Here is a 25,601-nt window from a genome sequence, read left to right on the forward strand (position 1 = left end):
TCCCCCTTTGAGGGTTGGGGGGCTTTATCCAAACAAATTCCCTCCAGCTTGTCTTGCTTTCAAATGAGCTTGTGCCAATCGAGATCTCTTTCCTTCAGGACTCAAGTCCAAGTGAGAGGTACCGTCTTCATGAGAAAAATCAAAACCTAACTCCTCTGTTACCATTTTCAAATCTTGAATGTGCAATTTGGTAGCAAATTCTTCCCCAGTATGAGGACAAACCGCCATACCCATCTTCATACCTTGTTTTTTATAGATATGTGCCCCAATTTGAGCGGGTCTTTGAATGATGTGGAAAAACTTTCCAAAGGGAATCCAAATCAAAAATAGTATCACCGTAACAGCATGTAAAACTGCTAAGAAATCAAAGGCAAAACCTTTCATGAATTGATAAGAATAGGTCAAACCTAAACCCGTTACTGAAATAGCAATTAACAAAATCAATGGCAATAAATCACCTTCAAAAGTTTGGGTAGCAATTAAACCTGGATTGGTTAAACGTCTTCTTAAATAATATAAAGACCCAAAAATCACCAAGTACGAGGACCAATTCAAAGCATGAAAAGTTAGAAAAGCCATAATAGAATCGAGTTCAAAATCCATTACTTTAAAACCAAAGAAATAGGCCTCATAGGTAGAAATCGTATTGGGCGCCATTGCGAAATGAATCCAACCAAAGGTGAGTGGAATGGTAATCAAAAAAGCAGAGGTACAGCCCACGGCAATCATAAAATGTGCTAACCAACGGTATTTACCCCTTGGATAAATAAATTTTTGAAACGCGATATTTTCAACTGATTCCTTCGTGGCAAACCAAAAATGAGAAAACACTTTACCGGTTACCAAATAAGTAATTCCCCTTTTGAAATAAATCCATGTCGGCGGGCGTTGTAACCACACCGAATAACGATAGACAATTCCGAAAAACGCAAAAACGGTTCCAAATAAATAGGTAATTAAAGCCGCATCGAAATTTTGTAGTTTTCTCGAACCAAAAAACACCAAGGCGATCATAACTATAGAAAGCCCTGTTGCAATTAGTAATGCTTTGGTATTAAGATTTTTATTTTTCATTATATTTTATAACAAATTAAATACTCAAGACTTTCAATTAACTTGGTTTTTCACAACCTTTTCTATTATAAAACCACCAATTAATGATTGTAGCTAAGATACTAAATAAAATCAAACCAATAAAGAATTGATTTACAGTACCATTAGAAGATAAATTATTTCCAATTAATTTTGAGAAAATAAAAGGCCCAAAAGCAGCTATAGCAGCAGTCCACCCAATAACACCGGCAGCTTGACGCGGATCGTGTGAAAAAATAATAGGATATTGTCTAAAGGTACCAGCGTTACCAACACCTGTAAAAAAGAACATCACTAATATTACCCCAACAAACATCGGAAACTGATCTAAACTAGTAGGAGCGACAAGACCTTGAACAATCAAAATAATTGAGCCACCAATAATACCAACCCCTGTAAGCGTAGTCAAAATAGCACCACCCACTCTATCGGCTACAAAACCAAAGGCTACACGGCTCGCAGAACCAATTAATGGGCCATAAAAAGCATATACTAAAGGATCCGGAGCATTAGGAAAATCGCCATATAAGAACTTAATCATTAATGGAAATGCAGCTGATAGTCCAGCAAAAGTTCCAAAAGTCATCACATAAGTAATAGTACAATACCAAGTATGTTTGTTACCAAAAATATCCATTTGCTCTTTTATAGAAGAATGCATGGGAATACTTTTCAAATACAACCAGCTTATAATCGCAAGAAGCACCAAAAAAGGAACATACCAGAAGGCTGCAGATTGAATAAAAATTTGCTTATTCACAACCGCTTTATTATCTGAACTTAAATTATTTAAGATTTTTTCCGCTAGTTTTGGATTTGCATTAGCTATAGCTTTGGCTTTGGCTTTGGCAGGTAAGGCTGATAAAAGTGTAGCAGTGTCAGCTGAAGCAATAGTAGCCTTCACAGAATCTAAAACAGTAGGTTTTATAGAAGATAATAAAGCATTTTGCACTTCAACTTCTAGTGTACCAAAAACCTCTTTTTGTTTGGCAACGTCCACAGTTTTAAAAACACTTAAAGCTTCTTTGGCATCAATACTTGTAAAAATAGAACCTGCACCATAAAGACTTACACTTAAAATAAGAGGTGTTACAAACTGAGCCAAAGACACACCAAAGTTACCAATACCCGCTTGAATCCCTAACGCTGTTCCTTTGAGCCTTTTTGGAAAAAACAAACTCGTACTTGGCATGTATGACGAAAAATCACCTCCACCAAAACCACAAGTAAAAGCCAAAACCGCAAATACCCAAAAAGGAGTACTGTTGTCCATAACCGCAAAACCAATTCCAACAACAGGAATTAATTTTATGATGGTCGCCCAAGCTACCACGTGTCTTGTTCCAAAAATTGGTAAAATAAAGGTGTGTACAATCCTTAAAAAACCTGCAGCTAATCCTGGTATAGCCACCAACCAAAAGAGTTGATCTTTTGAAAAAGAAAATCCTAAGCCTGGTAATTTTACAGCAATTACACTCATCATAAACCATGAGGCAAAGGACAATATTAATGAAAGTGTGGTAATTGTTAGCGTTTTCCAAGCAATTGCGCTACCTGTATTGTTCCAAAATTCGTTATCTTCTGGTTCCCATTTATCTAGCCATGTTTTCATGTGTGATTTTTTTTTATGTTAGCAATACTTTTAAAAAATGATTATTTATAAATTTTCGATGTTTTTGCAAATAAAACACCTATTATTCATGTTCTATATGTTTAGAAAACTGAGGGATTTGTACTCGGATAGCTTTGATGATGGTTTTGTGCATCCATAGTAAACAAATCGTTGAAATAGCAAAAATGAAGATCCAAGAACTCGTCCACAAACCGGTTGTACTGAGCAAATACCCAAAAATGATAGGCCCCAAAAAACCGCCTAAACCTCCGATTAACCCAACCATTCCTCCTACTACACCCACTTCATTAGGAAAGTACTCTGGTATGTGTTTGTACACCGCCGCCTTACCAATTCCCCATGAAATCCCAATCAAAATGACTAAAACTAGGTATACCCACATATTGGCTTCAAACTTAATTTGGGTAATTCCTTTAGCAATGAGTTCCTTCTTTTTGACCGCCTGATTTTGTTGCACCAGTATTTCCTGCCAAGAAGTTTTTTCGGGAAAAATAGCTGCTTTTTCAGTTTCAACATTTTTTTTGCTGTTTATAGTGTGAACTTTATCATCAATTTTTATTTCATTGGAAGTGATTTGGGTAACCACACCACTATCAGTGGCTAAAACTCCTGGTCCTGCAGTGAAAATCTCCATTTTGGGAAACATCAATAAAAAACTGATTACGATTGAAGAACCCAACACCCAATACATTACTTTTCGTGCCCCAAATTTATCAGATAGATAACCGCCAAAGGCTCTAATTACTCCAGAAGGTAAGCTAAATAATGTAGCAAACATACCGCCCATGACTAATGAAGTTTGATAAACATTCATAAAATTGGGTAATAACCATTGAGAATAGGCCACAAAACAACCAAAAACTAAAAAATAGTAAGCGCCAAAGCGCCAAACACGAACGGATTTAAGAGGTTTTAAAAGATTTTTAAGCTCCTTCGCTTCTACAGCTGATTTCTTATTTTTAGCAAAGAAGATAAATAATAAACCCATTATTACTAAAACAACGCCATAGGTAATGGGTAACATTTTCCAACCTTCAGAAGGATTATCTTGAGAAAAATTGGTCAACAAAGTCGGCGCTACAAACGTAGTGATCGCAGCACCTGCATTGCCCATCCCAAATATACCCAACGCTCTTCCCTGCCAATGTTGCGGATACCAAACAGAGGTATACCCAATACCAACGGCAAAACTAGTCCCTACCATTCCGAAAAGAAAACTCAAAACAGCGAAACTCCAAAAACTAGTTGCTAGGGGCAATAAAAAAAGAGGAACCGCACAAAGTAATAATAACAGAGAAAAAACTATTTTACCTCCAAACTTATCGGTCAAAATACCTATTGGTAGTCTGAAAATCGATCCTGATAAAATAGGAATTCCAAGCAACCATCCCACTTGTACCACACTCCAGTTGAAAATACCTCTATCTACCAAAAAAGTAACCAATACACCATTGAGTGTCCAACAAGCAAAGCAAATGGTAAAAGCCAAGGTATTTAGAAAAAGGATTTTGTGAGATTGTACTAAATTATTCATAAATTGTTTTATATCAATTATTACAAGAAACTTATTGTTTTCAAAAAAAAAAGGGGATTTTAACCCCCTAATTTAATTAAAAAAACCTAAACATCAACACTTTAGACCTATTTGTTATTTGTACTAAATAATTTTGGACTGAAAGAAACCATTACCCAAGCCCAGTTGTTGGCATCGGCAGCATTGGTAACATTTTTAACTCGCTCTAAAGTAGATGAGGTGAATATTTGTGAAAAACCACCACTTAAAACGATGTCTTTTTGCAAGGCATAAGAGGCGGTAAAGTCAATTTCTGTCCCTAAATAGCTATCCATTTTTTTGCCTTGAGCATCGAATACTTTACTAGGCGCATTAAATATATGAGGTACTAAAGTAAATTGCCATTGCTTATTTTTATAATTCAATTTCAAATAAGCATCTTGTAAACCTACATTATTTTGGTGATTTCCTACATAAAAATAATCCATCAAACCATTAAAAGCATGGTTGGTACCAAACAATGGTGTAAATGATTTCAGCTTAGCATCGGTATCATTTTGATCTTTACCTGAAAGAAATTCATACCCTAATCCTGTTGAAAAACCATCCGCTATAGCATAATTTACAAAACCTGAAGCATACCAAGCACTCAATTGTTTGCCTGCACTTTGTCCAGTTTGCGCGTACAATCCTAAATTAGCATCCCACTTGTTTTCTTTATAAGTAAGATAGGTCCCAAAGGTTTGCTTGTAATCTACTTCTAATTCGTTTGGATTTTTTTGAAATTCATACCCTGTATTTAAAAACAACAAACTCATGTTGATTTTTGACCAGTTATTATGAAACCATGCATATTGCATCGATTTGTAATTGGTGGTATAAGGCGTTTTAGGCTCTACCAAATTCTCCGCATTAGCGTTTAGAGCAAACCCTAAATCGAGTTGGCTTTTACCTTTTTTATAACTGATTAATGCCGCATCATGACTTTGTCCTTGTTGCAACCAATCAATACCTCCCATAATTCTTTCATTGTCATACGAAAGTACTTGTCGTCCTAATCGGGTCGACCAATTGTCATTGAAAGTATATTTTGCCCAAGCTTCAAAAACAGCCAAACCGTTTTTACCAGCAGTGGCAGTTGTGGCAGCATCTCCCCAAGTACGAATGTCTTGAACGCTTAATTTGGTTGTTAATTTATCTTGATGAAAAGAGAAATTAACACGAGAGCGTTGCGAGATAAACGAAGTGGCATCTTCCGAATCTAAAAGAGGACTTTTAAAACCATTTCTGAATTCAAATCGAGGTCGTAACTGAAGATCAACATCAAACTCTTGCGAAAAAACATGATGACTACAACCGATTATCGCGACAAGGAAAAACTTTTTTAGAGTATTCATTTTAAATGTATTTAATTTACTGTTCAAAAATAAAAGACATATTTATCTTTTATTATGATAAAAATCATTTTATGTTAAATTTATTAAAAATATTTATAAGCTTTGTAAGTTTTTAATAATTAAATCAAAAACAGGCTTAATTTAAGAATTAGTGTAAGTATGCACACTATTCTGTGCAGTAGGCAAATAATTCACTCCAAACCAACAGATTAACAAGATCAAAAAGGCAGATGCCAATAAATACATGGCTTTTTTATCTTCTCTTGGATGGTAGAATCGATAATGAATGTAAAGAATATAACCGATCCAGGTTAAAAAGGCCCAAGTTTCTTTTGGATCCCAAGTCCAATAATGCCCCAAGCTTCTTTGGCCCATAACGCCCCAAATAACAATCCTAAAGTTAAGAAAGCAGTGCCTATGTACACCAAATTATCAGCCATTTGAAGGCTATTACTGGATGGTTTTAGAATTTCTTTAATGGCAACAAGACAAGAAACACCAAGCGCAGCATAAGAAAACAAATACACTATAACATGAGGTACAAACCATGGACTTTGCAACGCTGGCATTAACGTTTGGGAGTACATATCAGGATTAAAATAGTTTAAAGTAAGAAACAAAAATGCCATAAGAATAGTGTAAAATAATATCCAAATGTATTTCCATCTCAGATAAAAAACGGTTCCGATAATGGGCAAAAATAAAGCGTACCACAATCGGGTTTCACCCAAAGTTCTCATGGGTGGACGGTCTAACATCTGCCATAAATAAACTACAAAACCAATAATAACTAGTATTGCCATGGCATTAAAAACCAAACCTACTTTTAAAAAAGTATTCGAGTTTTTAAACGACAACAGTAAGAATACTATGGACAACAACCATAATACTCCACTGACATAATAAAATGAATTATAATCAATCATTTTTTTTAGATTTTACATTGCCAATAAAAAAGAGATAAATTGCTCCAGCAATCATCATAAAGACTCCTGTGTATACTACAGGCAACCAAGGGTCTTTTACCAACTCAATAGTTGATGTGGTTGAGTATTTTCCAAATCGATCATCATAACTCAATTGATACATTTTCCAACCCATGACCTCAAAAGGCTTGTTTACTTCTACCACAGCCGAATATTCTTCCTTGTCAACGGTGAACACTTTTATTTTTGAACTGAATTTTTTAGGCTCCGGTTTCGTTAAAACCAAATATTGATGTTGATCTAAATTCAAAGATTGTTGATCGTACAAAAAAGACCCCGAGGCTAACCAACCCTCACTTTTAAAACCGCTACTTTTATTAACCACTTTAACATATACCGCTGGAGTAGCGCCTTCTTGATTTACGGAACGGTACATAGATTCAAAGCGGACGGCATCAGGAATATAGTCGACAACTTCAACTTCATAATTATTTTCTAGTTGGGCCTTGACACCTTTTTTGACTAAAATCAAATTTTTACCTTTCTCTTTGATCAGTTCTCCCTTTTGGTTGATCAGAGCTAATTTGGGTGCAAATTCTTCCATTACAAAATCTTCCAAAACCACAGCAATCGGCATGACAACAGCTTTATTATTCTCGTCATTAGCCACCCAAGAGATCTTACCCTCTTTGAGCTCCATGGTATAACGAATCAAATCGCTCGAACCAAAAATCCCAGCATTTAAAGCTATATACAGCCCCAAATGATTGGCCAAAAAACCTAAATTAGAACGAATTCCCAAACTGATTCTTTTGATACTAACCATTAACAAAGCGGTAGAAAAAAAGAAAACTAAAAGTAAGAAATACCAAGTTTGTGTGATTTTATTTAATCCCAAAAGGGTAACAAAACTTGGCTCGTTTTCAGGAATTTGAGGTACAGTTCCTATTAGCATTGTCAATAGCAATACCATCACAATAGCTACCATTGAAGCGGGCACACGAGTGATCCACCTGATGAGTTTTGAACTTTTAAAAAGAACAAAACTCATGGTGCAAAACACGATATGAATCACAAAAGAGATCATGTTAAAAGGCCATTCCAAACGTAACTCAAGACTGTTGCCGAGTACTATTTGCAAAACAACCCCCAAAAGGAATAGCGTAACACCCACAATGATGGACTCTCTATACCCCCATGATGTCTCATTTCTAGTTTTATTTTCCATACTTACTTTCTCTTTCCTTTGCCTTAGCATCCCAAGTTGGCAATACTTCTTTTTTCCATTTTTCTTTGTCGGCATGCAATTTTTTCATGTTCAACCCTAAGTATTCTTGAGCTTTAGCTTTTGTAGAAATATCAGGCATTGGTACTGGCGTTTTTTGACCTAAAGCAGCCAAAACTCTCGCTAGTTTTACACGAGCATCGATGGCTATAGCTAAACCAGAGGAAACAGTTCGACCAATTTCAACTGGAGCATGAAAAGATGCACCGTGACCAGCTGTAGCATAATCCCAACGCCATTGTGCGTGACGAATATCCATCAAGATATCTTTCATTTGAGCCTCTTTAGCTCCTAATTTCCATGCTTGACCTGCTTCAATATGTGCTTTTACTAAATTTTCTTCCAAAGAAGTTACATTTTCCTTAATACTTTTTTGACGGGTGTACACATCGTCAATCAAAGAATTGGCATCGTCTCTATGACAAACCTGACAAGAATTTTGAACATTGTTTAAAGGAGATTGTAAGTGGTGATCGGTAAATTTGGTTCCTCCTTCTGTTTTATAAGGCATGTGACAATCTGCACAAGAAACCCCTTTTTTGGCATGAATACCTGTAGTGAAGGTTTCGTAATCCGGGTGTTGCGCTTTAATCATTTTGGCTTTACTTATTGGGTGTACCCAGTCTTCAAAGCCTTTTTCATCAAAATATTTCTCAATCGCTTCTGCCGTCATTCCTTTTTCCCATGGGAAAGTCAGATAAGGAACTTTTGGATTCTCTACTGTTTTTTTATCAAAGTAGTATTCAACGTGGCATTGCGCACAAACCAACGATCTCATTTCGTTATGCGTAGCTTTTTTAATATCCTTTCCTTGTTTGGCATACGCTTCGATCAAAGCAGGACGAGTAATGGTCAAATTCATGGTTTTCGCATCATGACAATCCGCACAACCAATTGGATTTACAATTTCTGGTCCTAATTTTTCAAAAGAAGTTTTATAGAATTCAGCTACTCCTCTTTCGGCCATAATACGAGGCACATCAGGACTTTTACAGGTCCAACAAGTTCCTGGCATCCCTTTGGTCGTATCGTTTGGATACAAATTGCCGGTACGTAGCGTATTTCGAATATCTTTGATCGCATAGGCATGACCACGACCTTGTGTATAATCTTTTGCGAAAGCATAACCCGCCCATAAAATCACTAATTTTGGGTTTTCGGCCAATTCATCAATCATGGCACTACCGTTATACATACTTCTAAATGAAGTGTCTTGTGTAGCCATATAGGTTTCGTATTGCTGCGGAAATTGTTCACCCCACACTGCATTACGAGGGTCATTTTCGTGGATATCCTTTTTTTCTAAGCCTGCAAATCGAGATTCATATTTTCGTTCGATGATTGATGAGGCTAAAATTCCTAATACAAATACGATTAGGATTGTACCGATAAGAAACGACCAATTTCTTATGTTTCTTTTTTTGATTGGATCCATTTTAAGTGCTATTTATTTATTTTTTATTTTTCTCTTCTAATTGTTTTGCTAACCATTCTGGCATTTTATCATCCTCTTCGGTTGTTTTTTTTCCGAGCATGGAGGAGGTTGACAAACTTTTGGTTCTACCGTGAGGCATTTCTCTATGACAATCCCAACATTTTCTGTCGGTTCTATGTACATCATAATCTGCCATTAGGCTAGATTGTTTTGGATTTTTTAATTGTCTATCGTGACAACGAATACAATTTTCTTTTACTACTTTTTGACCGGGTTCGTGCATGATTATGGCTTCGGGTTCCGTTCGGGTGGTGAACACAAAGGCATGATACAAACCATCTTTCGCTTTAAAGAAATATTTATTAAAAACATTGTCGTGAGGTACATGACAATCATTACAAGTTGCTTTTTTGGCATGAGAAGACACCATCCAAGTAGCATATTCTGTATTCATAACATGACAATTAATACAAGCCTTTGGATCATCAGAGGCATAGGACGCCACGTTACCAATTTTTAGCATGTACAATCCCAAACCAAGAATAATCCCTATTAGCAACAATACTGCAGGGCGCCATTCTGGTGGCGGATACATTCTTCTAATCCATCGTGCTTTCATTTTTGTTAGTCGTTTGAATTCTAATTATTACTTTATTATAAACAAAAATATTAAAGACATTTTTGTCTTTTTATGATAATTATCATTTTAATAAAAATTTAGTAGCTATTTGTAATTAATTAACACTTGAAAATTTCAATTAAAGATAAATTTGTCTTTTATTGAAAAATAAGTACCTTTGTACCCAATTTTAATTCAAATAGTATGAACACAACAAACACTACTACCATAGGAGAATTTGTAGCAAAAGATTTTAGGACCGCTGCAGTATTCTCTAAATACGGAATCGATTTTTGCTGTAAAGGCAACAGAACTATAGCAGAAGCCAGCGAAAAAAAAGGGGCTGATAGCCAAACTATAATAAATGAAATCGAAGCTGTTCTAGCCAACACAACCGATACGACAATTGATTTCAAATCTTGGCCTTTGGATTTATTAGCCGATTATATTGAAAAGACGCATCACCTTTTTGTAGTTGAAAAGACCAATGTATTGCTTCCTTTTTTAGATAAATTATGTAAAGTTCATGGACCTAGTCATCCTGAATTATTAGAAATTAATACCCTATTCTTGGGTTGCGCTGCAGATATGGCACAACATATGAAAAAAGAAGAATTGGTCTTATTTCCTTTCATTAAGAAAATGGTCAATGCTACTTTAACTGATCAATTATTGGAACAACCCCATTTTGGAACCGTGGAAAATCCAATTGCCATGATGATGCATGAGCATGAAAACGAAGGCGATCGCTTTAGAAAAATTGCTGAATTGACCAACAATTACACGCCTCCTTCCTATGCTTGCAATACTTTTAAAGTAACCTTTGCCATGCTTCAGGAATTTGAACAGGATCTTCACAAACACATCCACCTTGAAAACAATATTTTATTTCCAGCTGCTGCTGAACTTGAGAAAAAATTTGTAGCCTAGTTGAATTATTTTAAAAATACCCTAAATGCGATAAATACATTTTTTTGCATTTAGGGTTTTGTGTTTTCTATAAACTTTTGTTTTTCAGTTTGTATTATTTTTTTACGTAGCCAGCAATAATTATCAATAAAATAATAATCTATTTTGCGATAAAAGCTCAAAACAATCTAGATTAATTTAAATAAATTTGCAGAAACACAACTATTGTGTACACATAATACAGCACGATTTTTACTAGCTGACTAAATGTGTGTTTTTTTCTAAAAATCTACCATATTATGGCATTGACTCAGTGACACTAAAATTATAAGTATGTTTTCAAAAACCTGTGAATACGGCATTCGAGCGGCAATTTTTATTGCTTCCGAATCTTATCAAAATAAAAGAGTAGGATTAAAAGAAGTAGCCAAAAAAATTGATTCTCCCGAGGCGTTTACCGCCAAAATCATGCAAATTTTAACCAAAAATAAATTAATCGATTCCAATAAAGGCGTTGGAGGAGGATTTGAAATTCCTCTGGATCGTATTTCGAAAATAAAGATATCCCAGCTTGTGAATGCACTAGAAGGTGATCGTGTTTTTACCGGATGCGGATTAGGTTTATCCGATTGTTCCGAAGAGCACCCCTGCCCTATTCATGACAAATTCAAAGCCATTCGCAACGGATTGAGTGAAATGTTAGAAACTACCACCTTAGAAGAATTGGCTTTAGGATTAAAATCTGGGGATACTTTTTTGAGATATTAATCAATACTATTTTCAGAAATATTTTTACGGAAAGCAATAATTAACTCCCTTTCAGTCAAAAATCACTCTTTACAAAAGTAAAGTCTGACACATTCGTATATACAACAAAAATCCCATCTCAAAATACTGAGATGGGATTTTTGTTGTATGACTAAAAACCAAAGATTATTTTAATCCCGCCAAACTTTGCTCAATAGTGGCAATTTTGGCTAAGGCATCGGCCTCTTTTTTACGTTCCATTTCAATTACTTTCTCAGGTGCACCAGCCACAAATTTTTCATTCGCTAATTTTCCTTGAACCGATTTCAAAAAGCCTTTGGTATAGTTTAATTCCTCTGTCAATTTAGCAATTTCTGCTGCTACATCAATATTTCCAGTAATCGGAATAAAATATTCGTTGGATTTTACACGGAAAGACAAAGCGCCATCCACTTTTTCTGAAACATATTCTAATGAAGTTATATTCCCCAATTTAGTTACTATTGCATCGAAATAAGTAGAAGCTTTATCATTGTTCACCACTTTCAATTCGATAGTATCTTTAAACGGAATGTTCTTATCTTTACGAATGGTTCTAATTCCAGAAATTACTTCGATTGTATTTTCAAAATCAGCTATCAATGCCGAATTAAATGGTTTAATTTCTGGCCAAGTCGAAACAATTAAAGCCTCTTCTTTGGTTCTATCCGCGATTAAATGCCAAATTTCCTCTGTTAGGAAAGGCATAAATGGATGCAACAATTTCATATTGTTTTCTAACATTTCGATGGCTTTATCAAACGTAGCTTTATCAATTGGTTGTTGATAAGCAGGTTTGATCATTTCTAAGAACCAAGAACAGAAATCATCCCAAACCAATTTATAAATTCCCATCAAAGCATCTGAAATTCTATATTTTTCAAAATTATCTTCAATCTCAGCTAAGGCTTGTTGCAACTTCGCTTCGTACCATTCAATGGCAACTTTTGAAGATTCGGGTTGTGGAATCGTTTCAGAAACTTCCCAACCTTTGATCAATTTGAAAGCGTTCCAAATTTTGTTAGAAAAACCTTTTCCTTGATTGCATAATTCTTCATCGAACATAATGTCGTTTCCAGCAGAAGCACTCAAAAGCAATCCTACACGAACACCATCGGCCCCAAACTTTTCAATTAATTCCAATGGCTCTGGTGAATTCCCCAAAGACTTAGACATTTTGCGACGTTGTTTATCACGAACCAAACCTGTTAAATACACATTCGTAAATGGTTTTTCACCAGCATATTCATATCCTGCAATAATCATTCTAGCTACCCAGAAAAATAAAATGTCTGGCCCTGTAACCAAATCATTGGTTGGGTAATAGTATTTAAAATCTTCGTTTTCAGGATCCATGATTCCACCAAAAACAGACATTGGCCATAACCAAGAAGAAAACCAAGTATCAAGAGCATCAGGATCCTGACGAAGGTCAGAAGTTAGAAGTGAGGAGTTAGAAGTTTTTTCTTTGGCTAAGGCTAAAGCCTCTTCAATATTTTCAGCTACTACAAAATCTTCTTTACCATCACCATAGAAATAGGCAGGAATTTGTTGTCCCCACCACAATTGACGAGAAATATTCCAATCGCGAATATTGTTCAACCAATGCGCATAGGTATTATTAAAACGTGCTGGGTGCAATTTAATTTCGCCATCAACTAAAACAGATTGAATCGCTGGTTTTACTAAATCATCCATTTTCAAGAACCATTGATCTGACAATCTTGGTTCGATTACGGCCTTAGTTCTTTCAGAGGTTCCTACTTTATTTAAATGAATCTCGGTTTTAGCCAAAGCACCAATTGACTCTAATTCCTGAGCAATTTCGGTACGAACTACAAAACGATCTTTGCCTTGGTAATGTAAACCAAAACTATTTAAAGTCGCATCTTCATTGAATATGTCGACAATCTCTAAATTATGCTTCTCACCCAAGGTTTTGTCATTCATATCGTGTGCTGGTGTCACTTTCAAACAACCAGTACCAAACTCCACATCTACATACTCATCCTGGATAATTGGAATCACACGGCCACAAATTGGTACAATCGCTTTCTTTCCTTTTAAATGGGTAAAACGTTCATCATTTGGATTGATACAAATTGCAGTATCTCCAAAAATCGTTTCAGGACGCGTAGTCGCTACCGTCAAGAAATCTTCCGACCCTTCAATTTTGTATTTTAGAAAAAATAACTTTCCTTGTTGTTCTTCGTAAATTACTTCTTCATCAGATAATGTAGTTTTAGCCTCAGGATCCCAATTTACCATTCGGTAGCCGCGGTAAATCATTCCTTTGTTATACAAATCCACAAAAGATTTGATAACAGAAGCCGACATATCTTGATCCATTGTGAATTTGGTTCTATCCCAATCACAAGAGCAACCTAATTGTTTCAATTGTTCTAAAATGGTTCCACCATATTTATCTGTCCAATCGTAGGCGTGTTTCAAAAATTCTTCACGCGTCAAATCGGCTTTATTGATGCCTTCTGATTTTAATTTAGCCACTACTTTTGCTTCAGTTGCAATCGATGCGTGGTCCGTTCCTGGCACCCAACAAGCGTTAAAACCTTTCAAACGAGCTCTTCGGATTAACACATCTTGAATCGTATTATTCAACATATGCCCCATATGTAAAACTCCCGTAACATTTGGAGGTGGGATTACAATAGAATAAGGCGTTCTGTGATCTGGTTTTGAATGAAAATACTTGTTTTTCATCCAATAGTCGTACCATTTCGTTTCAATAGTTTTAGCGTCAAATTGTGCAGGAATATTCATTTTAAAGGGATCTATTTTTTTATTAACGTTTGCAAAACTTCTTAGTTCTTGATTTACAAGCCATAAGATACTTACAAATTACAAATTAATTTCTGGTTCAATGTTTGTTGTATATTGTGGACAAAAGTAATTAATAAAGTAGAGTATAAAAAACGATTTAATAATTTGTGTCTTAATTAAAAGAAACTATATTTACTCTGCCCAACTAAAGTAAACAACATGAAAAATCTCCTTACCATCATAGCGATCTTGTTTATTTCAATGACAAGCTTTGGACAAAATAGTCCTAAAATAGAATTTTCCGCACCAGATAATACTATCGATTACGGTAAAGTCAATAAAAACGCAGATAACGGTATTCGTACTTTTGAATTTAAAAATACAGGCGATGCTCCACTAGAAATCATCAATATCTTTTCTACAAAAGAATGCAATATTTTGAGTAAACCTAACGCTGCAATTCAGCCAGGACAGTCTGGTAAAATACAAGTAAAATACAACATGGCTGTAGGTCCAATTAGAAAAACCATCACTGTTGAAACTAATGCTGTGAATCAAGAAAATGGACGAGTAGCCTTGAAAATAAAAGGCGAAGTCATCTAAAAATCATAAGTAAAAAAGGTTAAAGTTCATTTTCAAGTTTAAAAGTGAACTTTAACTCTTTTCCTTCTCGCAGCACAACAATCGTGATTTGCTTATCTTCCTCTACCATAAAGAGACTTAACACTTTTTGCAATGTATATTTGTAAACCGATACGCCATCAATTGAAAGAATCTCGTCACCCACTAGTAATCCTTTCTTTTCTGCTGCCGATTTTTTTCGAATATTTGAAATAAAATAATTGGGTTTTAATTCAAATTTATACTGAAAATCATTGAAACTTTTAGCTATTTGCTGTCCGCTATTGGCATACGACACGAGCTGATTGTTTTCAAGCTTTATGTATTCTTGCACCCATCGCAAACCATTTTGTTCAATTTCGATTCCACTTCTATTGTATTTAAAATGCGATTTAAAAGTGTGATTTTTTTTCAAATAGATGTTTTGATTTTGATAGTCAAAAACTACTTTGAACCTTCTAAAAATTTCGGCCCCTACAGATCCCACTCTATTCGGAACCATTCGTACATGCTTTAAGGAACTTGAGTCGGGAAAAGCTACAACCGGTGTTTTGAAATTAAAATTAGCCAATTGAACCTCATTAATCTTAGCTCGTTTGCCTTCTATATCACCACTAAATCCTTTACCCAAAAAATCGTCAAAATGCTTCGTTGGCACTTTTATTCCTACAGTCGGATTTTGAAAAACCCAAATCGCATCACTATTACCAATATCAATTAGCATTTTTGCTTCCTTAACAATACTATCGATTTTTAATTTTGCGGTCAAGTAAGGTTTAGCATTTTCAATAGTAATAGGAATTTTAGTGAATTTTTTCTCTAGTTTTTGTAGGTATTTAGCGGAAGGTTTAGTAATTACTAATTTCTTCTTAATGTAGTTAATTTCAACTAAATTATTCCTAAAAAATGGAGCACCGATAATACCGTTAACTGGAATACCGATATGAGAGGATAAATTGAATTTTTGATCTAAAATAATATAAAACAACTGTTTATTTGCTACCAAACCATTAACAAACAAATTATTATTGGTAGATTTCAAACCCTCTACAGATTCCTCACTGCCCAACCCTCGAAGTAAAACTTTTTCAACATTGTATAAATTCAATTCTTTTTTTTCATCAAGACTAAACAAAATAGTTTCTTCAACCCCACTATCTAATAAAAAATTTAAGGGAATACCATTGACCTCCATAGTAATAAAAATAAGATTATTGATCAATTGAAATGGGACTTCCGTTTTAGTTGGATTGGAGAGAAAACGAAAACCTTCTTGAGCCTGAAAAGGAACATACTGAATTAAAAAAAAGACTAAGAAGAATTTAACTTTCATTTGAAATGGGTTTGTGTAATATTACAAAAAATGCAACATATTTTTTGGATTTTGATATATAATTGAGTGATTTAAATCATTTATTTTAGAAAAAAATTGCAAATTTGCACCTCAATCATTACAAAATGCCAAATATATCCAACAGAGGCAGACAAATGCCAGAGTCACCAATTCGAAAATTGGCTCCCTATTCCGAATCCGCTAAGAAAAAAGGACTAAAAGTATACCATCTAAACATTGGACAACCAGACATTAAGAGTCCACAAATTGCCATTGATGCTATAAAAAATATTGATTTAGATTTATTAGAATACAGCCCATCAGCAGGCTATGAAAGTTATAGAAAAAAACTAGTTACTTTTTACACCAACCAAAATGTTGCAGTAGATTACGAAGATATAATTGTTACCACAGGAGGTTCAGAAGCTTTGCTATTTGCCTTGGGCAGTATTATGGATCCAGATGATGAAGTAATTATCCCAGAACCTTTCTATGCTAATTACAGTGCGTTTTCAGCGGCTTCTGACGCTAAAGTCGTTCCTGTAAATTCAACCATCGAAACAGGTTTTGCTTTACCTCCTATTTCTGAATTCGAAAAATTAATTTCGGATAAAACCAAAGCGATCTTAATTTGTAATCCCAATAACCCAACTGGATATCTGTATTCAAAAGAAGAAATCGAGCAGTTAGGCGCTTTAGTCAAAAAACACGATTTATTCTTGATTGCTGACGAAGTGTACCGTGAATTCATTTATGATGGTGACACCCATTACTCGGTGATGAATCTCAAAGGTTTAGAACAGAATGTTATCATGATCGATTCGGTTTCTAAAAGATACAGCATGTGCGGCGCTCGAATTGGATGTATGGTAACGAAAAACAAAGAAGTAATTGCCGCTTCGATGAAGTTTGCACAAGCACGATTGAGTCCGCCAACTGTGGAGCAAATTGCCTGTGAAGCCGCCATCGATGTCCCTTTAGCTTACTTTGAAGAGGTCATTAATGAATACAGAGAAAGACGTAATACAGTCATTGAAGAACTACAAAAAATAGAAGGTATACAAGTCACAGCACCAAAAGGCGCTTTTTATTGCATTGCACAATTACCCATTGCCAATACCGATCATTTTGCACAATGGCTATTAGAAAGCTATCAATTGAATGGCGAAACGGTAATGGTCGCTCCAGCTGCAGGTTTTTACTCCACACCAGGCATGGGACTCAACCAAATACGTATTGCTTACGTTTTGAACAAAAAGGATTTAACAAAAGCCATTCACATCTTAAAAGAAGGCTTGCAGCAATACCAAGAAATTACAGCCTAAGATTAAAATTTATTACGCTATTTTGTACGTACATTATCTTATTAAAGCCAATAAAATAGCGTAATAAACAAATCAATTAATTCGATATTCTGATTGAATTTGTTGTTATTTATTATTTATCTTTACCCTCTAAAAAAAATAGACCTATAAATAGTACTTTTTAATGATAAATAACGAAGAATTCCACGACGAGATTGGAAACAACCATATTAGCACTAGTGCAAAAAACCCAGTTAGAGACGATGCCTTTTCCATTTCGGATGAAGAAAAAATAGAACGTATCAAAAAAGACGTCGAAAATATGTTGCTTACCTTAGGCATGGATTTAACAGACGACAGCTTAAAAGGCACCCCAAATCGTGTAGCAAAAATGTTTGTGAAAGAAATTTTTGGCGGTTTAAATCCAAATAAAAAACCAAAAGCTTCTACTTTCGACAACAACTACAAGTATGGTGAAATGTTAGTAGAAAAAAACATCACCTTGTACTCCACCTGCGAGCATCATTTATTACCCATTATAGGAAGAGCTCACGTGGCTTACATTTCAAATGGAACAGTAATTGGCTTATCCAAAATGAATCGCATCGTTGAATACTATGCCAAAAGACCGCAAGTACAAGAGCGTTTGACCATGCAAATTGTACAAGAATTACAAACAGCTTTAGGTACCGAAGATGTTGCTTGTGTAATTGACGCCAAACATCTTTGCGTGAATTCTAGAGGAATAAAAGATATCGAAAGTAGTACGGTTACCTCAGAATTTGGTGGAAAATTCAAAGAAGCTCAAACCAGAAGAGAATTCTTGGATTACATTAAACTAGAAACGAAATTCTAAGAGTTTATGGTTTGTTGTTCTTAGTTCATAGTTCTGATTGGAAAAATTCAAAAATTTGAAGATTTAGAAATTTGGAGTTTGGCACGAGAAATTTGCCAGCTTGTTGAATTTCTCATTCAAAACACCAACTTAAAAACTAATTATTCACTGAGAAACCAAATCGATAGAAGTTCAGGGTCAATAATGGATAATATTGCCGAAGGTTTTGAGCGAAACGGCAATCGAGAGTTTATTCAATTTTTAAGTATTGCAAAAGGTTCTGCTGGGGAAGTAAAATCACAATCCTACAGAGCTTTTGACAAAAATCTAATCACGAAAGAACAGCATTTCAAATTGAATGAAATAGTTGAATTAGAAAATAACAAAATCGGTGCAATGATGAACTATTTAAATAATTGTGAGATGAAAGGTCTCAAATTCAAATAATTCAATCTACACAACAAACAATAAACAATAAACGATAAACAATAAACAAAAATGCCTTTATATAGTAATCAACCCCTCAAAATATACAATTCTCTATCTGGAGAAAAAGAACCATTTGTACCCGTTCACGAAGGAAATGTAGGAATGTATGTTTGTGGTCCCACAGTTTACAGTAATGTTCACTTGGGCAACGTGAGAACTTTTATGTCATTTGATGTAATCTTCAGGTATTTATTGCATTTGGAATACAAAGTTCGCTATGTGCGTAACATTACCGATGTAGGTCATATTGTAGATGATGTAGATGAAGGAGAAGATAAAATTGCTAAAAAAGCGAGATTAGAACAATTGGAACCGATGGAAGTGGTCCAACGTTATACTGTTGATTTTCATCGTATTTTGAGTGCTTTTAATTTTTTACCTCCAAGTATTGAACCTACAGCTACTGGACATATTATTGAGCAAATTGAAATTATCAAGAAAATAATAGACAACGATTTTGCTTATGAAGCCAATGGATCTATTTATTTTGATGTGGTAAAATATAACAAAGACCATCATTATGGTATTTTGAGTGGTAGAAACATCGAAGATATGTTGGCTAATACTCGAGATTTAGACGGTCAATCCGACAAACGAAATCCTCAAGATTTTGCTTTATGGAAAAAAGCAGAGCCTCAACATATTATGCGTTGGCCTTCGCCTTGGAGTGATGGATTCCCAGGATGGCACCTAGAATGTACTGCTATGAGTACAAAATACTTGGGCAATCATTTTGACATTCACGGTGGTGGAATGGATTTGAAATTCCCACATCACGAATGTGAAATTGCTCAAAATGAAGCGTGCACAGGCCACACGCCTGTAAATTATTGGATGCACGCCAACATGCTTACTTTGAATGGTAAGAAAATGGCAAAATCGACTGGAAATAATATTTTGCCAGGAGAGATTTTGACCGGAGACAATACTATTTTGAGCAAACCGTTTTCTGCTTCAGTGACGCGTTTCTTTATGTTACAGGCGCATTATAGAAGTATTCTTGATTTTTCGGATGATGCTATTGTGGCTGCCGAAAAAGGATACAAACGATTAATGGAAGCTCTTTCGTTATTGAAAGACTTGCCTACAAGCGCTCAGTCGTCTATTGCAATCGGAGATTGGAAACAATTGTGTTATGACGCGATGAATGATGATTTCAATACACCAATTTTGATTGCGCATTTATTTGAAGGCGTTCGTTATATTAATGTCATCAAAGACGGCAAGGAAACCATAACAGCAGAAGATTTGGCTTCATTTACAACCGCTATAGAAGCTTTTGTATTTGAGGTTTTAGGTCTTGAAAATGAAAAAATTTCAGATAGCAGTAACGATAAATTAGAAGGCACCATTCAGTTATTGATTGACATGAGAAAGCAAGCCAGAGAAAACAAAAACTTTGCGCTTTCGGACCAAATTAGAGACCAATTATTGGCGCTAGGCATTCAGTTAAAAGACGGAAAAGAAGGAACTACTTTTAGTTTATAATGCAAAAGTGAGAGGTGAAAAGTGAACAGTGAGAGGTGTGGTGTTAGCAATTTGAATGCTGCGTGAACAAAAAACATCTTAGTCCTTAGCCCCGATGGGAGTGGCATCCTTTGCCTTTTTAACAAAAAAGGCGAAGATATAACGGACAGCGGGACCCATGCTTACAGAAACTCCCTTTGTTTGCTGCTCCTAAAACTGCTTATTTTTCTATTTTTTTAAATCTGAATGTATGTTGAATCGAATACTTACTTATCCGCTGATTGTTTTGGTTCGGTTTTATCAAGGAGCCATTTCCCCTTTTACACCTGCGGCCTGTCGTTACGAACCGACTTGCTCAAGCTATATGATTGAGGCCTTGCAGACTCATGGTTTTTTTTATGGCGGTTACTTAGGTATCAAACGGATTTTGAGTTGCCATCCGTGGGGTGGAAAGGGCTATGATCCCGTGCCCGAAAAAAAATGCAAACACTAATAGTAATAAATATTTGACATTTTTATCATATTAAATTTTTATTTTTACGAAAAACAAAAAACATAATGACACACGCTTTGCACCTTGTTTGGAATCCAACTGAAGGAATTGATTTGGGCTTTTTCATGATTCGTTACTACAGCCTCATGTTTGTAGTGGCTTTTGGATTGGGTTGGTACCTGATGAAACATATTTTTGAACGCGAAGGAGAATCGATCGAAAAACTAGATTCGCTTTTTATATGGACCGTATTGGCTACTTTAGCTGGGGCACGATTGGGGCATGTGTTCTTTTATGATTGGGAATACTATCGCAATCATTTGATGGAAATTGCCCTTCCGATTCGAGAAAATGCTAACGGAAATTTATTAGGGTTTATTAGTGGCTGGGAGTTTACTGGTTTTACAGGATTAGCAAGTCATGGTGCTGCTATTTCTATTGTGATTGCCATGTATTTTTACAGCAAAAATATTTTGAAACGCCCACAATTATGGATTTTGGATCGTGTGGTGATTCCTGTGGCTAGTGGAGCTATTTTTGTGCGTTTGGGTAACTTTTTCAACTCAGAAATCATTGGTCAAGAAACTACATCTTCTTTTGGTATTCGCTTTTTGAGAGACCAATTCAGCCCAAGAGAGGTGGTGAATGCTACTGGAATTGCCAATCCAAATGAAGCCTATACTGCTATTGCTACCGACCCAAAATTTGCGGATATACTAGCACAAGTACCAGCAAAACACCCTACACAATTGTATGAAGCTTTTGGTTATATCTTTGTTTTTGCCATTCTGTTTTTCTTGTATTGGAAAACAGATGCTAGTAAAAAACCAGGGTTTTTATTTGGCTTATTTCTAATACTTTTATTTACCGTTCGTATTATTGTAGAATCGGTTAAGGAAAGTCAAGGCGGTTTTGAAAGTAATCTAGGCAACATATTATCAACAGGACAATGGTTAAGTATTCCGTTTATTGTCGTTGGTTTGTTTTTTGTGATTAAAGCCAAGAAAGAGGATTAAAAAAAACCTATTATTACATAAAAAAGGCTTTCAGCAAACACTGATAGCCTTTTTTTACTTTATTGAGTACCATTACATATTTCTTCTGTATTGCCCTCCTACTTCAAACAAAGAAGCGGTAATTTGCCCTAAAGAGCAGACTTTTGTCGCTTCCATCAAATGATCGAAGATATTTTCATTCTTAATAGCTGCTTCCTGTAAGGTTTTCAAATGTTGTGCAACCAAATCTACATTGGCTTTTTGCAAATTATTCAACATAGTGATTTGGTATTGCTTTTCTTCTTCGGTAGCTCGAATTACTTTTGGCATTGTCACTATTTATTTAACTACTTTCAGAAAACGACAATAGTTATATCTTAATTATTTTTTTTGAAATACTCCCTTTCGATGTAAATATTCTTAAAAAATAATTTCCAGCAGCAAAACTTTGAAACGGAATTACATTTGTACTATATCGCCCTACCAATTCCCCTGAACTATTATACAATTCAATTTTTTCCAAAACCAATTCTTCAGGTATTGCGATTTCAACAATATCTCTTGTTGGATTTGGATGCGCTACGACTTCGATTGTTTTTTCATAGGAATCTGTTGATAGATTTTTTGTAATTGAAATTGACACTATCACAACATTACTATTCCTGTATCCATCATTTGCTTGATAAGTAAAACTATCCGAAGTTGTTTCAGAACCGTTGTGAACATAAGTAAAAGTTCCGTTACTGTTCAAAGTCAAAGTTCCATTGCTTACACCAGATACCAAGACCGCACCAAGTGGATTGTTTTCGGCATCGGTATCGTTGGCCAAAACACTAATTGCACCTCCAACAAGAGTAGTTGCTGTGCCTGCTTCAACCACTGTGATTTGATCGGCAACCGCTATTGGAGCATCATTCGCTGGGCTAACTGTAATAGTAACTGTAATTGTGTTGCTATTTAATTTTCCATCATTTGCTTGATAAGTAAAACTATCCGAAGTTGTTTCAGAACCGTTGTGAACATAAGTAAAAGTTCCGTTACTTTTCAAAGTCAAAGTTCCATTGCTTACACCAGATACCAAGACCGCACCAAGTGGATTGTTTTCGGCATCGGTATCATTGGCCAAAACACTAATTGCACCTCCAACAAGAGTAGTTGCTGTGCCTGCTTCAACCACTTTGATTTGATCGGCAACCGCTATTGGAGCATCATTCGCTGGGCTAACTGTAATAGTAACTGTAATTGTGTTGCTATTTAATTTTCCATCATTTGCTTGATAAGTAAAACTATCCGAAGTTGTTTCAGAACCGTTGTGAACATAAGTAAAAGTTCCGTTACTGTTCAAAGTCAAAGTTCCATTGCTTACACCTGATACCAAGACAGCACTAAGTGGATTGTTTTCTGCATCGGTATCGTTGGTCAACACACTAGCTGCACCTCCAACTAGTGTAGTTGCTGCACCTGCTTCGGCTACTGTGATTTGATCGGCAATTGCTATTGGAGCATCATTCACTGGACTAACTGTTATGCTAACTGTAACTGTGTTGCTATTTAAATTTCCATCATTTGCTTGATAAGTAAAACTGTCTGAAGTTGTTTCAGAACCATTGTGTACATAATTGAATGTACCGTTGCTGTTCAAAGTCAAAGTACCGTTGCTTACACCTGATACCAAGACCGCACTAAGTAGATTGTTTTCGGCATCGGTATCATTGGTCAACACACTAGTTGCACCTCCAACAAGAGTAGTTACTGTGCCTGCTTCGGCAACTGCGATTTGATCGGCAACCGCTATTGGCGCGTCATTGAGTGTTATTTTCCCTTCCTCTAATGCTATACTAGCGATATTTTGATTTGAAGTGTTACTTAAAATAACGTTGGAATAAACAAAAAAATAATTCCTGGAACTGAGATTAGCATTTAAAAACACAGGGAAGTTTAATATTGATTCACTACCTGCACTTATAGATGCACTAGAGAAACTATATAACAAAATCCTATATTTATTTCCACTTAATAATGAAGCCGACACATTAAAACCTGCTGACCTCGCTGTAGTTGTGAGATTTGAGGATTGTAAGATAAAACCAGAAGGAAGTTCAACGTCAAACTGTACAGCTCTTACGGCATCATTATTCTTGAGTAGGATTGAAAAATTATTCAATTGATTTTTAATCCCCACTTGGTTTTGAATCATTACATAATTAGGAGAAAAAACAGAAGCCTGAACATTTACTATTTTTTGTAAATCGGGACCGTTATATCTAAAAGAAATTGTTTCAGAAAAAGAACCATTATTCGTTGGCTTATATTTGAGCTCCACCATTTTACTTGCACCGGGTAAAATCTCAATTGGCAAAGGCGTGCTAATGACCATTTGGCTAGAAGAGGTTACGATCGAATCTATAATCAGAAGCGAAGAACCTGTATTATATAAAGTCACATCAGTTGTTCTTGATTCTGTAATAGGAATATTTCCGTAAGAGATGGAATTAGTGCTTAAACTTAGATTTGATGCGCTAATTTGTATAGAACCATTGAATGCATCCGACACAATATTACCCAATGTGGTACTGGTAAGTATCGGGTTGGAAATACTCAAATTATAAATCCCAGACGATACCGCGGGTTTTAATTTGAATCGAAACAATTCGCCATTGTTTCCATTGAACTCTTTGTTTGAACTTGAAAATGCGATAAACCGCAAGGTATTCCCATTTACAACAGAAGCACTAATACTATGACCATTAAACCGTGAGGATTGTATAACAGAATTATTCACATAGGCGATATCAGCGGGAAGCAAGACGTCTAATTGAAAACCATTAAAAGCTTCCATATTATTGACATAAACAGGAATCTCAATTTCGGTATTAATAGTGCCACTGCCGTTACCAATATGAATTTCATTAACAGCATAAACTGTTGAACTTAAGGCAATAGTTTGTATGTTTCTGATCGGATCTGGGTCATTATTTTGAAACCCAAGATGCAACGTGGTATTTATTTTGGTAGCGGTATTTAACCCAACTGTTAGTTTTTTGGTTTCGTTTGGACTTATGCTAACAGGATACGTATCAAGAACAGCAAAAGGTGCAATCGAGGAATTTCCGCTAAGTACCAAAGGGAGATTGCCGGTGTTTTGAATCGAAATTTGGCGTGTTGGAGTACTCCCAATTGGAGTTTTACCAAAATCTATACTGTTGCTCAAAAGGCTGAGCATCGGGCCTTTTACTACAACATTTTGATTGCTACCTGTGATAGGAATCGCAGCCCCTAGTGGAGAGGACCCAATTACATTACTGAAACTACAATTAAAAGTACCCGCTACCGTTTTGGATTTCATTTTAAGATGCACCAATTGACCTAAGCTCTGATTTAAGACTGCGTTGGATGCCGAATAAATGATAACTCGTATTATTCCAGGCGACGGTTTGCTTACGGAAAGGGAATGGTTAGGGGCCATACTAGTTAAAACATGACCGCTCAATAATTCAATTGCAGTTGCATTGTAATTCAGGTCAAATTGCAAAGCAGCAATATTATCTTGATTTTGCAATGAAATGCTTATCTCAAAATCAGAACCAGTTCCCACTTCAACAGCTTGAAAGGAAAGCGTATTTTGAGCAAATAATGTTGATGGCACTAAATTGACGAAGACCAGTAAGAAAAATAGTTTACATTTCAT

19 protein-coding genes and 2 pseudogenes are annotated in these 25,601 nt (G+C 35.5%); 9 read left to right on the plus strand and 12 right to left on the minus strand.

Going from position 1 to position 25,601, the window contains the following annotated elements:
• Nucleotides 1-24: 24 nt before the first annotated feature.
• The 8 genes and pseudogenes from BXU11_RS08955 to nrfH form a co-directional block, all read right to left on the minus strand.
• Nucleotides 25-1,074, minus strand: coding sequence for an MFS transporter (locus BXU11_RS08955; RefSeq protein ID WP_078212289.1), 1,050 nt, complete (start codon nucleotides 1,072-1,074; stop codon nucleotides 25-27).
• A 37-nt stretch (nucleotides 1,075-1,111) separates the two neighbouring features.
• Nucleotides 1,112-2,704 carry a magnesium transporter MgtE N-terminal domain-containing protein gene (locus BXU11_RS08960; protein ID WP_078212290.1) on the minus strand — a complete coding sequence of 531 codons (1,593 nt, stop codon included), beginning with the start codon at nucleotides 2,702-2,704 and terminating at the stop codon, nucleotides 1,112-1,114.
• An 82-nt stretch (nucleotides 2,705-2,786) separates the two neighbouring features.
• A complete protein-coding gene (locus tag BXU11_RS08965; protein ID WP_078212291.1) occupies nucleotides 2,787-4,259 on the minus strand; it encodes a nitrate/nitrite transporter in 1,473 nt (490 codons plus the stop codon).
• A 107-nt stretch (nucleotides 4,260-4,366) separates the two neighbouring features.
• On the minus strand, nucleotides 4,367-5,635 hold the full coding sequence (locus BXU11_RS08970) for an alginate export family protein (protein ID WP_078212292.1): 1,269 nt from the start codon (nucleotides 5,633-5,635) through the stop codon (nucleotides 4,367-4,369).
• Between the two features lie 141 nt (nucleotides 5,636-5,776).
• A pseudogene (gene ccsA / locus BXU11_RS08975) lies at nucleotides 5,777-6,492 on the minus strand (cytochrome c biogenesis protein CcsA).
• Nucleotides 6,493-6,553: 61 nt separating this feature from the next.
• Nucleotides 6,554-7,789 carry a cytochrome c biogenesis protein ResB gene (locus BXU11_RS08980; RefSeq protein WP_024980162.1) on the minus strand — a complete coding sequence of 412 codons (1,236 nt, stop codon included), beginning with the start codon at nucleotides 7,787-7,789 and terminating at the stop codon, nucleotides 6,554-6,556.
• On the minus strand, nucleotides 7,779-9,281 hold the full coding sequence (gene nrfA, locus BXU11_RS08985; protein WP_139225536.1) for an ammonia-forming cytochrome c nitrite reductase: 1,503 nt from the start codon (nucleotides 9,279-9,281) through the stop codon (nucleotides 7,779-7,781). Before nrfA ends, BXU11_RS08980 begins: the two co-directional genes overlap by 11 nt.
• Nucleotides 9,282-9,297: 16 nt before the next feature.
• On the minus strand, nucleotides 9,298-9,900 hold the full coding sequence (nrfH, locus tag BXU11_RS08990) for a cytochrome c nitrite reductase small subunit (RefSeq protein ID WP_024980163.1): 603 nt from the start codon (nucleotides 9,898-9,900) through the stop codon (nucleotides 9,298-9,300).
• A gap of 204 nt (nucleotides 9,901-10,104) precedes the next feature.
• On the opposite strand from nrfH, the gene ric reads away from it, so the two are divergent.
• Both ric and BXU11_RS09000 read left to right on the plus strand, forming a co-directional pair.
• Nucleotides 10,105-10,830, plus strand: coding sequence for an iron-sulfur cluster repair di-iron protein (ric, locus tag BXU11_RS08995; protein ID WP_078212293.1), 726 nt, complete (start codon nucleotides 10,105-10,107; stop codon nucleotides 10,828-10,830).
• A 312-nt stretch (nucleotides 10,831-11,142) separates the two neighbouring features.
• Nucleotides 11,143-11,577 (plus strand): Rrf2 family transcriptional regulator, encoded by a 435-nt coding sequence (locus tag BXU11_RS09000; RefSeq protein ID WP_024980165.1) that lies wholly within the window; start codon nucleotides 11,143-11,145, stop codon nucleotides 11,575-11,577.
• 165 nt (nucleotides 11,578-11,742) lie between these two features.
• Here BXU11_RS09000 and BXU11_RS09005 read toward each other — a convergent pair whose 3' ends face one another.
• The gene (locus tag BXU11_RS09005) at nucleotides 11,743-14,376 is read right to left on the minus strand and encodes a valine--tRNA ligase (RefSeq protein ID WP_078212294.1); all 2,634 of its coding nucleotides are present in this window, start codon (nucleotides 14,374-14,376) and stop codon (nucleotides 11,743-11,745) included.
• Between the two features lie 219 nt (nucleotides 14,377-14,595).
• On the opposite strand from BXU11_RS09005, the gene BXU11_RS09010 reads away from it, so the two are divergent.
• The gene (locus BXU11_RS09010; protein WP_078212295.1) at nucleotides 14,596-14,979 is read left to right on the plus strand and encodes a DUF1573 domain-containing protein; all 384 of its coding nucleotides are present in this window, start codon (nucleotides 14,596-14,598) and stop codon (nucleotides 14,977-14,979) included.
• Between the two features lie 19 nt (nucleotides 14,980-14,998).
• On the opposite strand, the gene BXU11_RS09015 is transcribed toward BXU11_RS09010, so the two are convergent.
• Nucleotides 14,999-16,330, minus strand: coding sequence for a retropepsin-like aspartic protease (locus tag BXU11_RS09015; RefSeq protein ID WP_078212296.1), 1,332 nt, complete (start codon nucleotides 16,328-16,330; stop codon nucleotides 14,999-15,001).
• 125 nt (nucleotides 16,331-16,455) lie between these two features.
• Between BXU11_RS09015 and BXU11_RS09020 the strand changes: the two genes are divergently transcribed.
• From BXU11_RS09020 to lgt, 6 genes are all read left to right on the plus strand, one after another.
• On the plus strand, nucleotides 16,456-17,655 hold the full coding sequence (locus BXU11_RS09020; RefSeq protein WP_024980169.1) for a pyridoxal phosphate-dependent aminotransferase: 1,200 nt from the start codon (nucleotides 16,456-16,458) through the stop codon (nucleotides 17,653-17,655).
• A 163-nt stretch (nucleotides 17,656-17,818) separates the two neighbouring features.
• The gene (gene folE, locus BXU11_RS09025) at nucleotides 17,819-18,490 is read left to right on the plus strand and encodes a GTP cyclohydrolase I FolE (RefSeq protein ID WP_078212297.1); all 672 of its coding nucleotides are present in this window, start codon (nucleotides 17,819-17,821) and stop codon (nucleotides 18,488-18,490) included.
• 36 nt (nucleotides 18,491-18,526) lie between these two features.
• Nucleotides 18,527-18,916 carry a four helix bundle protein gene (locus BXU11_RS09030; RefSeq protein ID WP_078212298.1) on the plus strand — a complete coding sequence of 130 codons (390 nt, stop codon included), beginning with the start codon at nucleotides 18,527-18,529 and terminating at the stop codon, nucleotides 18,914-18,916.
• Nucleotides 18,917-18,967: 51 nt separating this feature from the next.
• A complete protein-coding gene (gene cysS, locus BXU11_RS09035; protein ID WP_078212299.1) occupies nucleotides 18,968-20,446 on the plus strand; it encodes a cysteine--tRNA ligase in 1,479 nt (492 codons plus the stop codon).
• Between the two features lie 229 nt (nucleotides 20,447-20,675).
• Nucleotides 20,676-20,918: a membrane protein insertion efficiency factor YidD gene (gene yidD / locus BXU11_RS09040; protein WP_078212300.1), complete on the plus strand. Its 243-nt coding sequence runs from the start codon at nucleotides 20,676-20,678 to the stop codon at nucleotides 20,916-20,918.
• 65 nt (nucleotides 20,919-20,983) lie between these two features.
• Nucleotides 20,984-21,934, plus strand: coding sequence for a prolipoprotein diacylglyceryl transferase (lgt, locus tag BXU11_RS09045; protein ID WP_078212301.1), 951 nt, complete (start codon nucleotides 20,984-20,986; stop codon nucleotides 21,932-21,934).
• 72 nt (nucleotides 21,935-22,006) lie between these two features.
• On the opposite strand, the pseudogene BXU11_RS09050 reads toward lgt, so the two are convergent.
• Both BXU11_RS09050 and BXU11_RS09055 read right to left on the minus strand, forming a co-directional pair.
• Nucleotides 22,007-22,237, minus strand: a pseudogene (locus BXU11_RS09050) (hypothetical protein); the annotation flags it as partial.
• A 46-nt stretch (nucleotides 22,238-22,283) separates the two neighbouring features.
• Nucleotides 22,284-25,601: an Ig-like domain-containing protein gene (locus BXU11_RS09055; protein WP_078212302.1), complete on the minus strand. Its 3,318-nt coding sequence runs from the start codon at nucleotides 25,599-25,601 to the stop codon at nucleotides 22,284-22,286.

Source organism: Flavobacterium sp. LM5 (assembly GCF_002017945.1).
Taxonomy (GTDB): domain Bacteria; phylum Bacteroidota; class Bacteroidia; order Flavobacteriales; family Flavobacteriaceae; genus Flavobacterium; species Flavobacterium succinicans.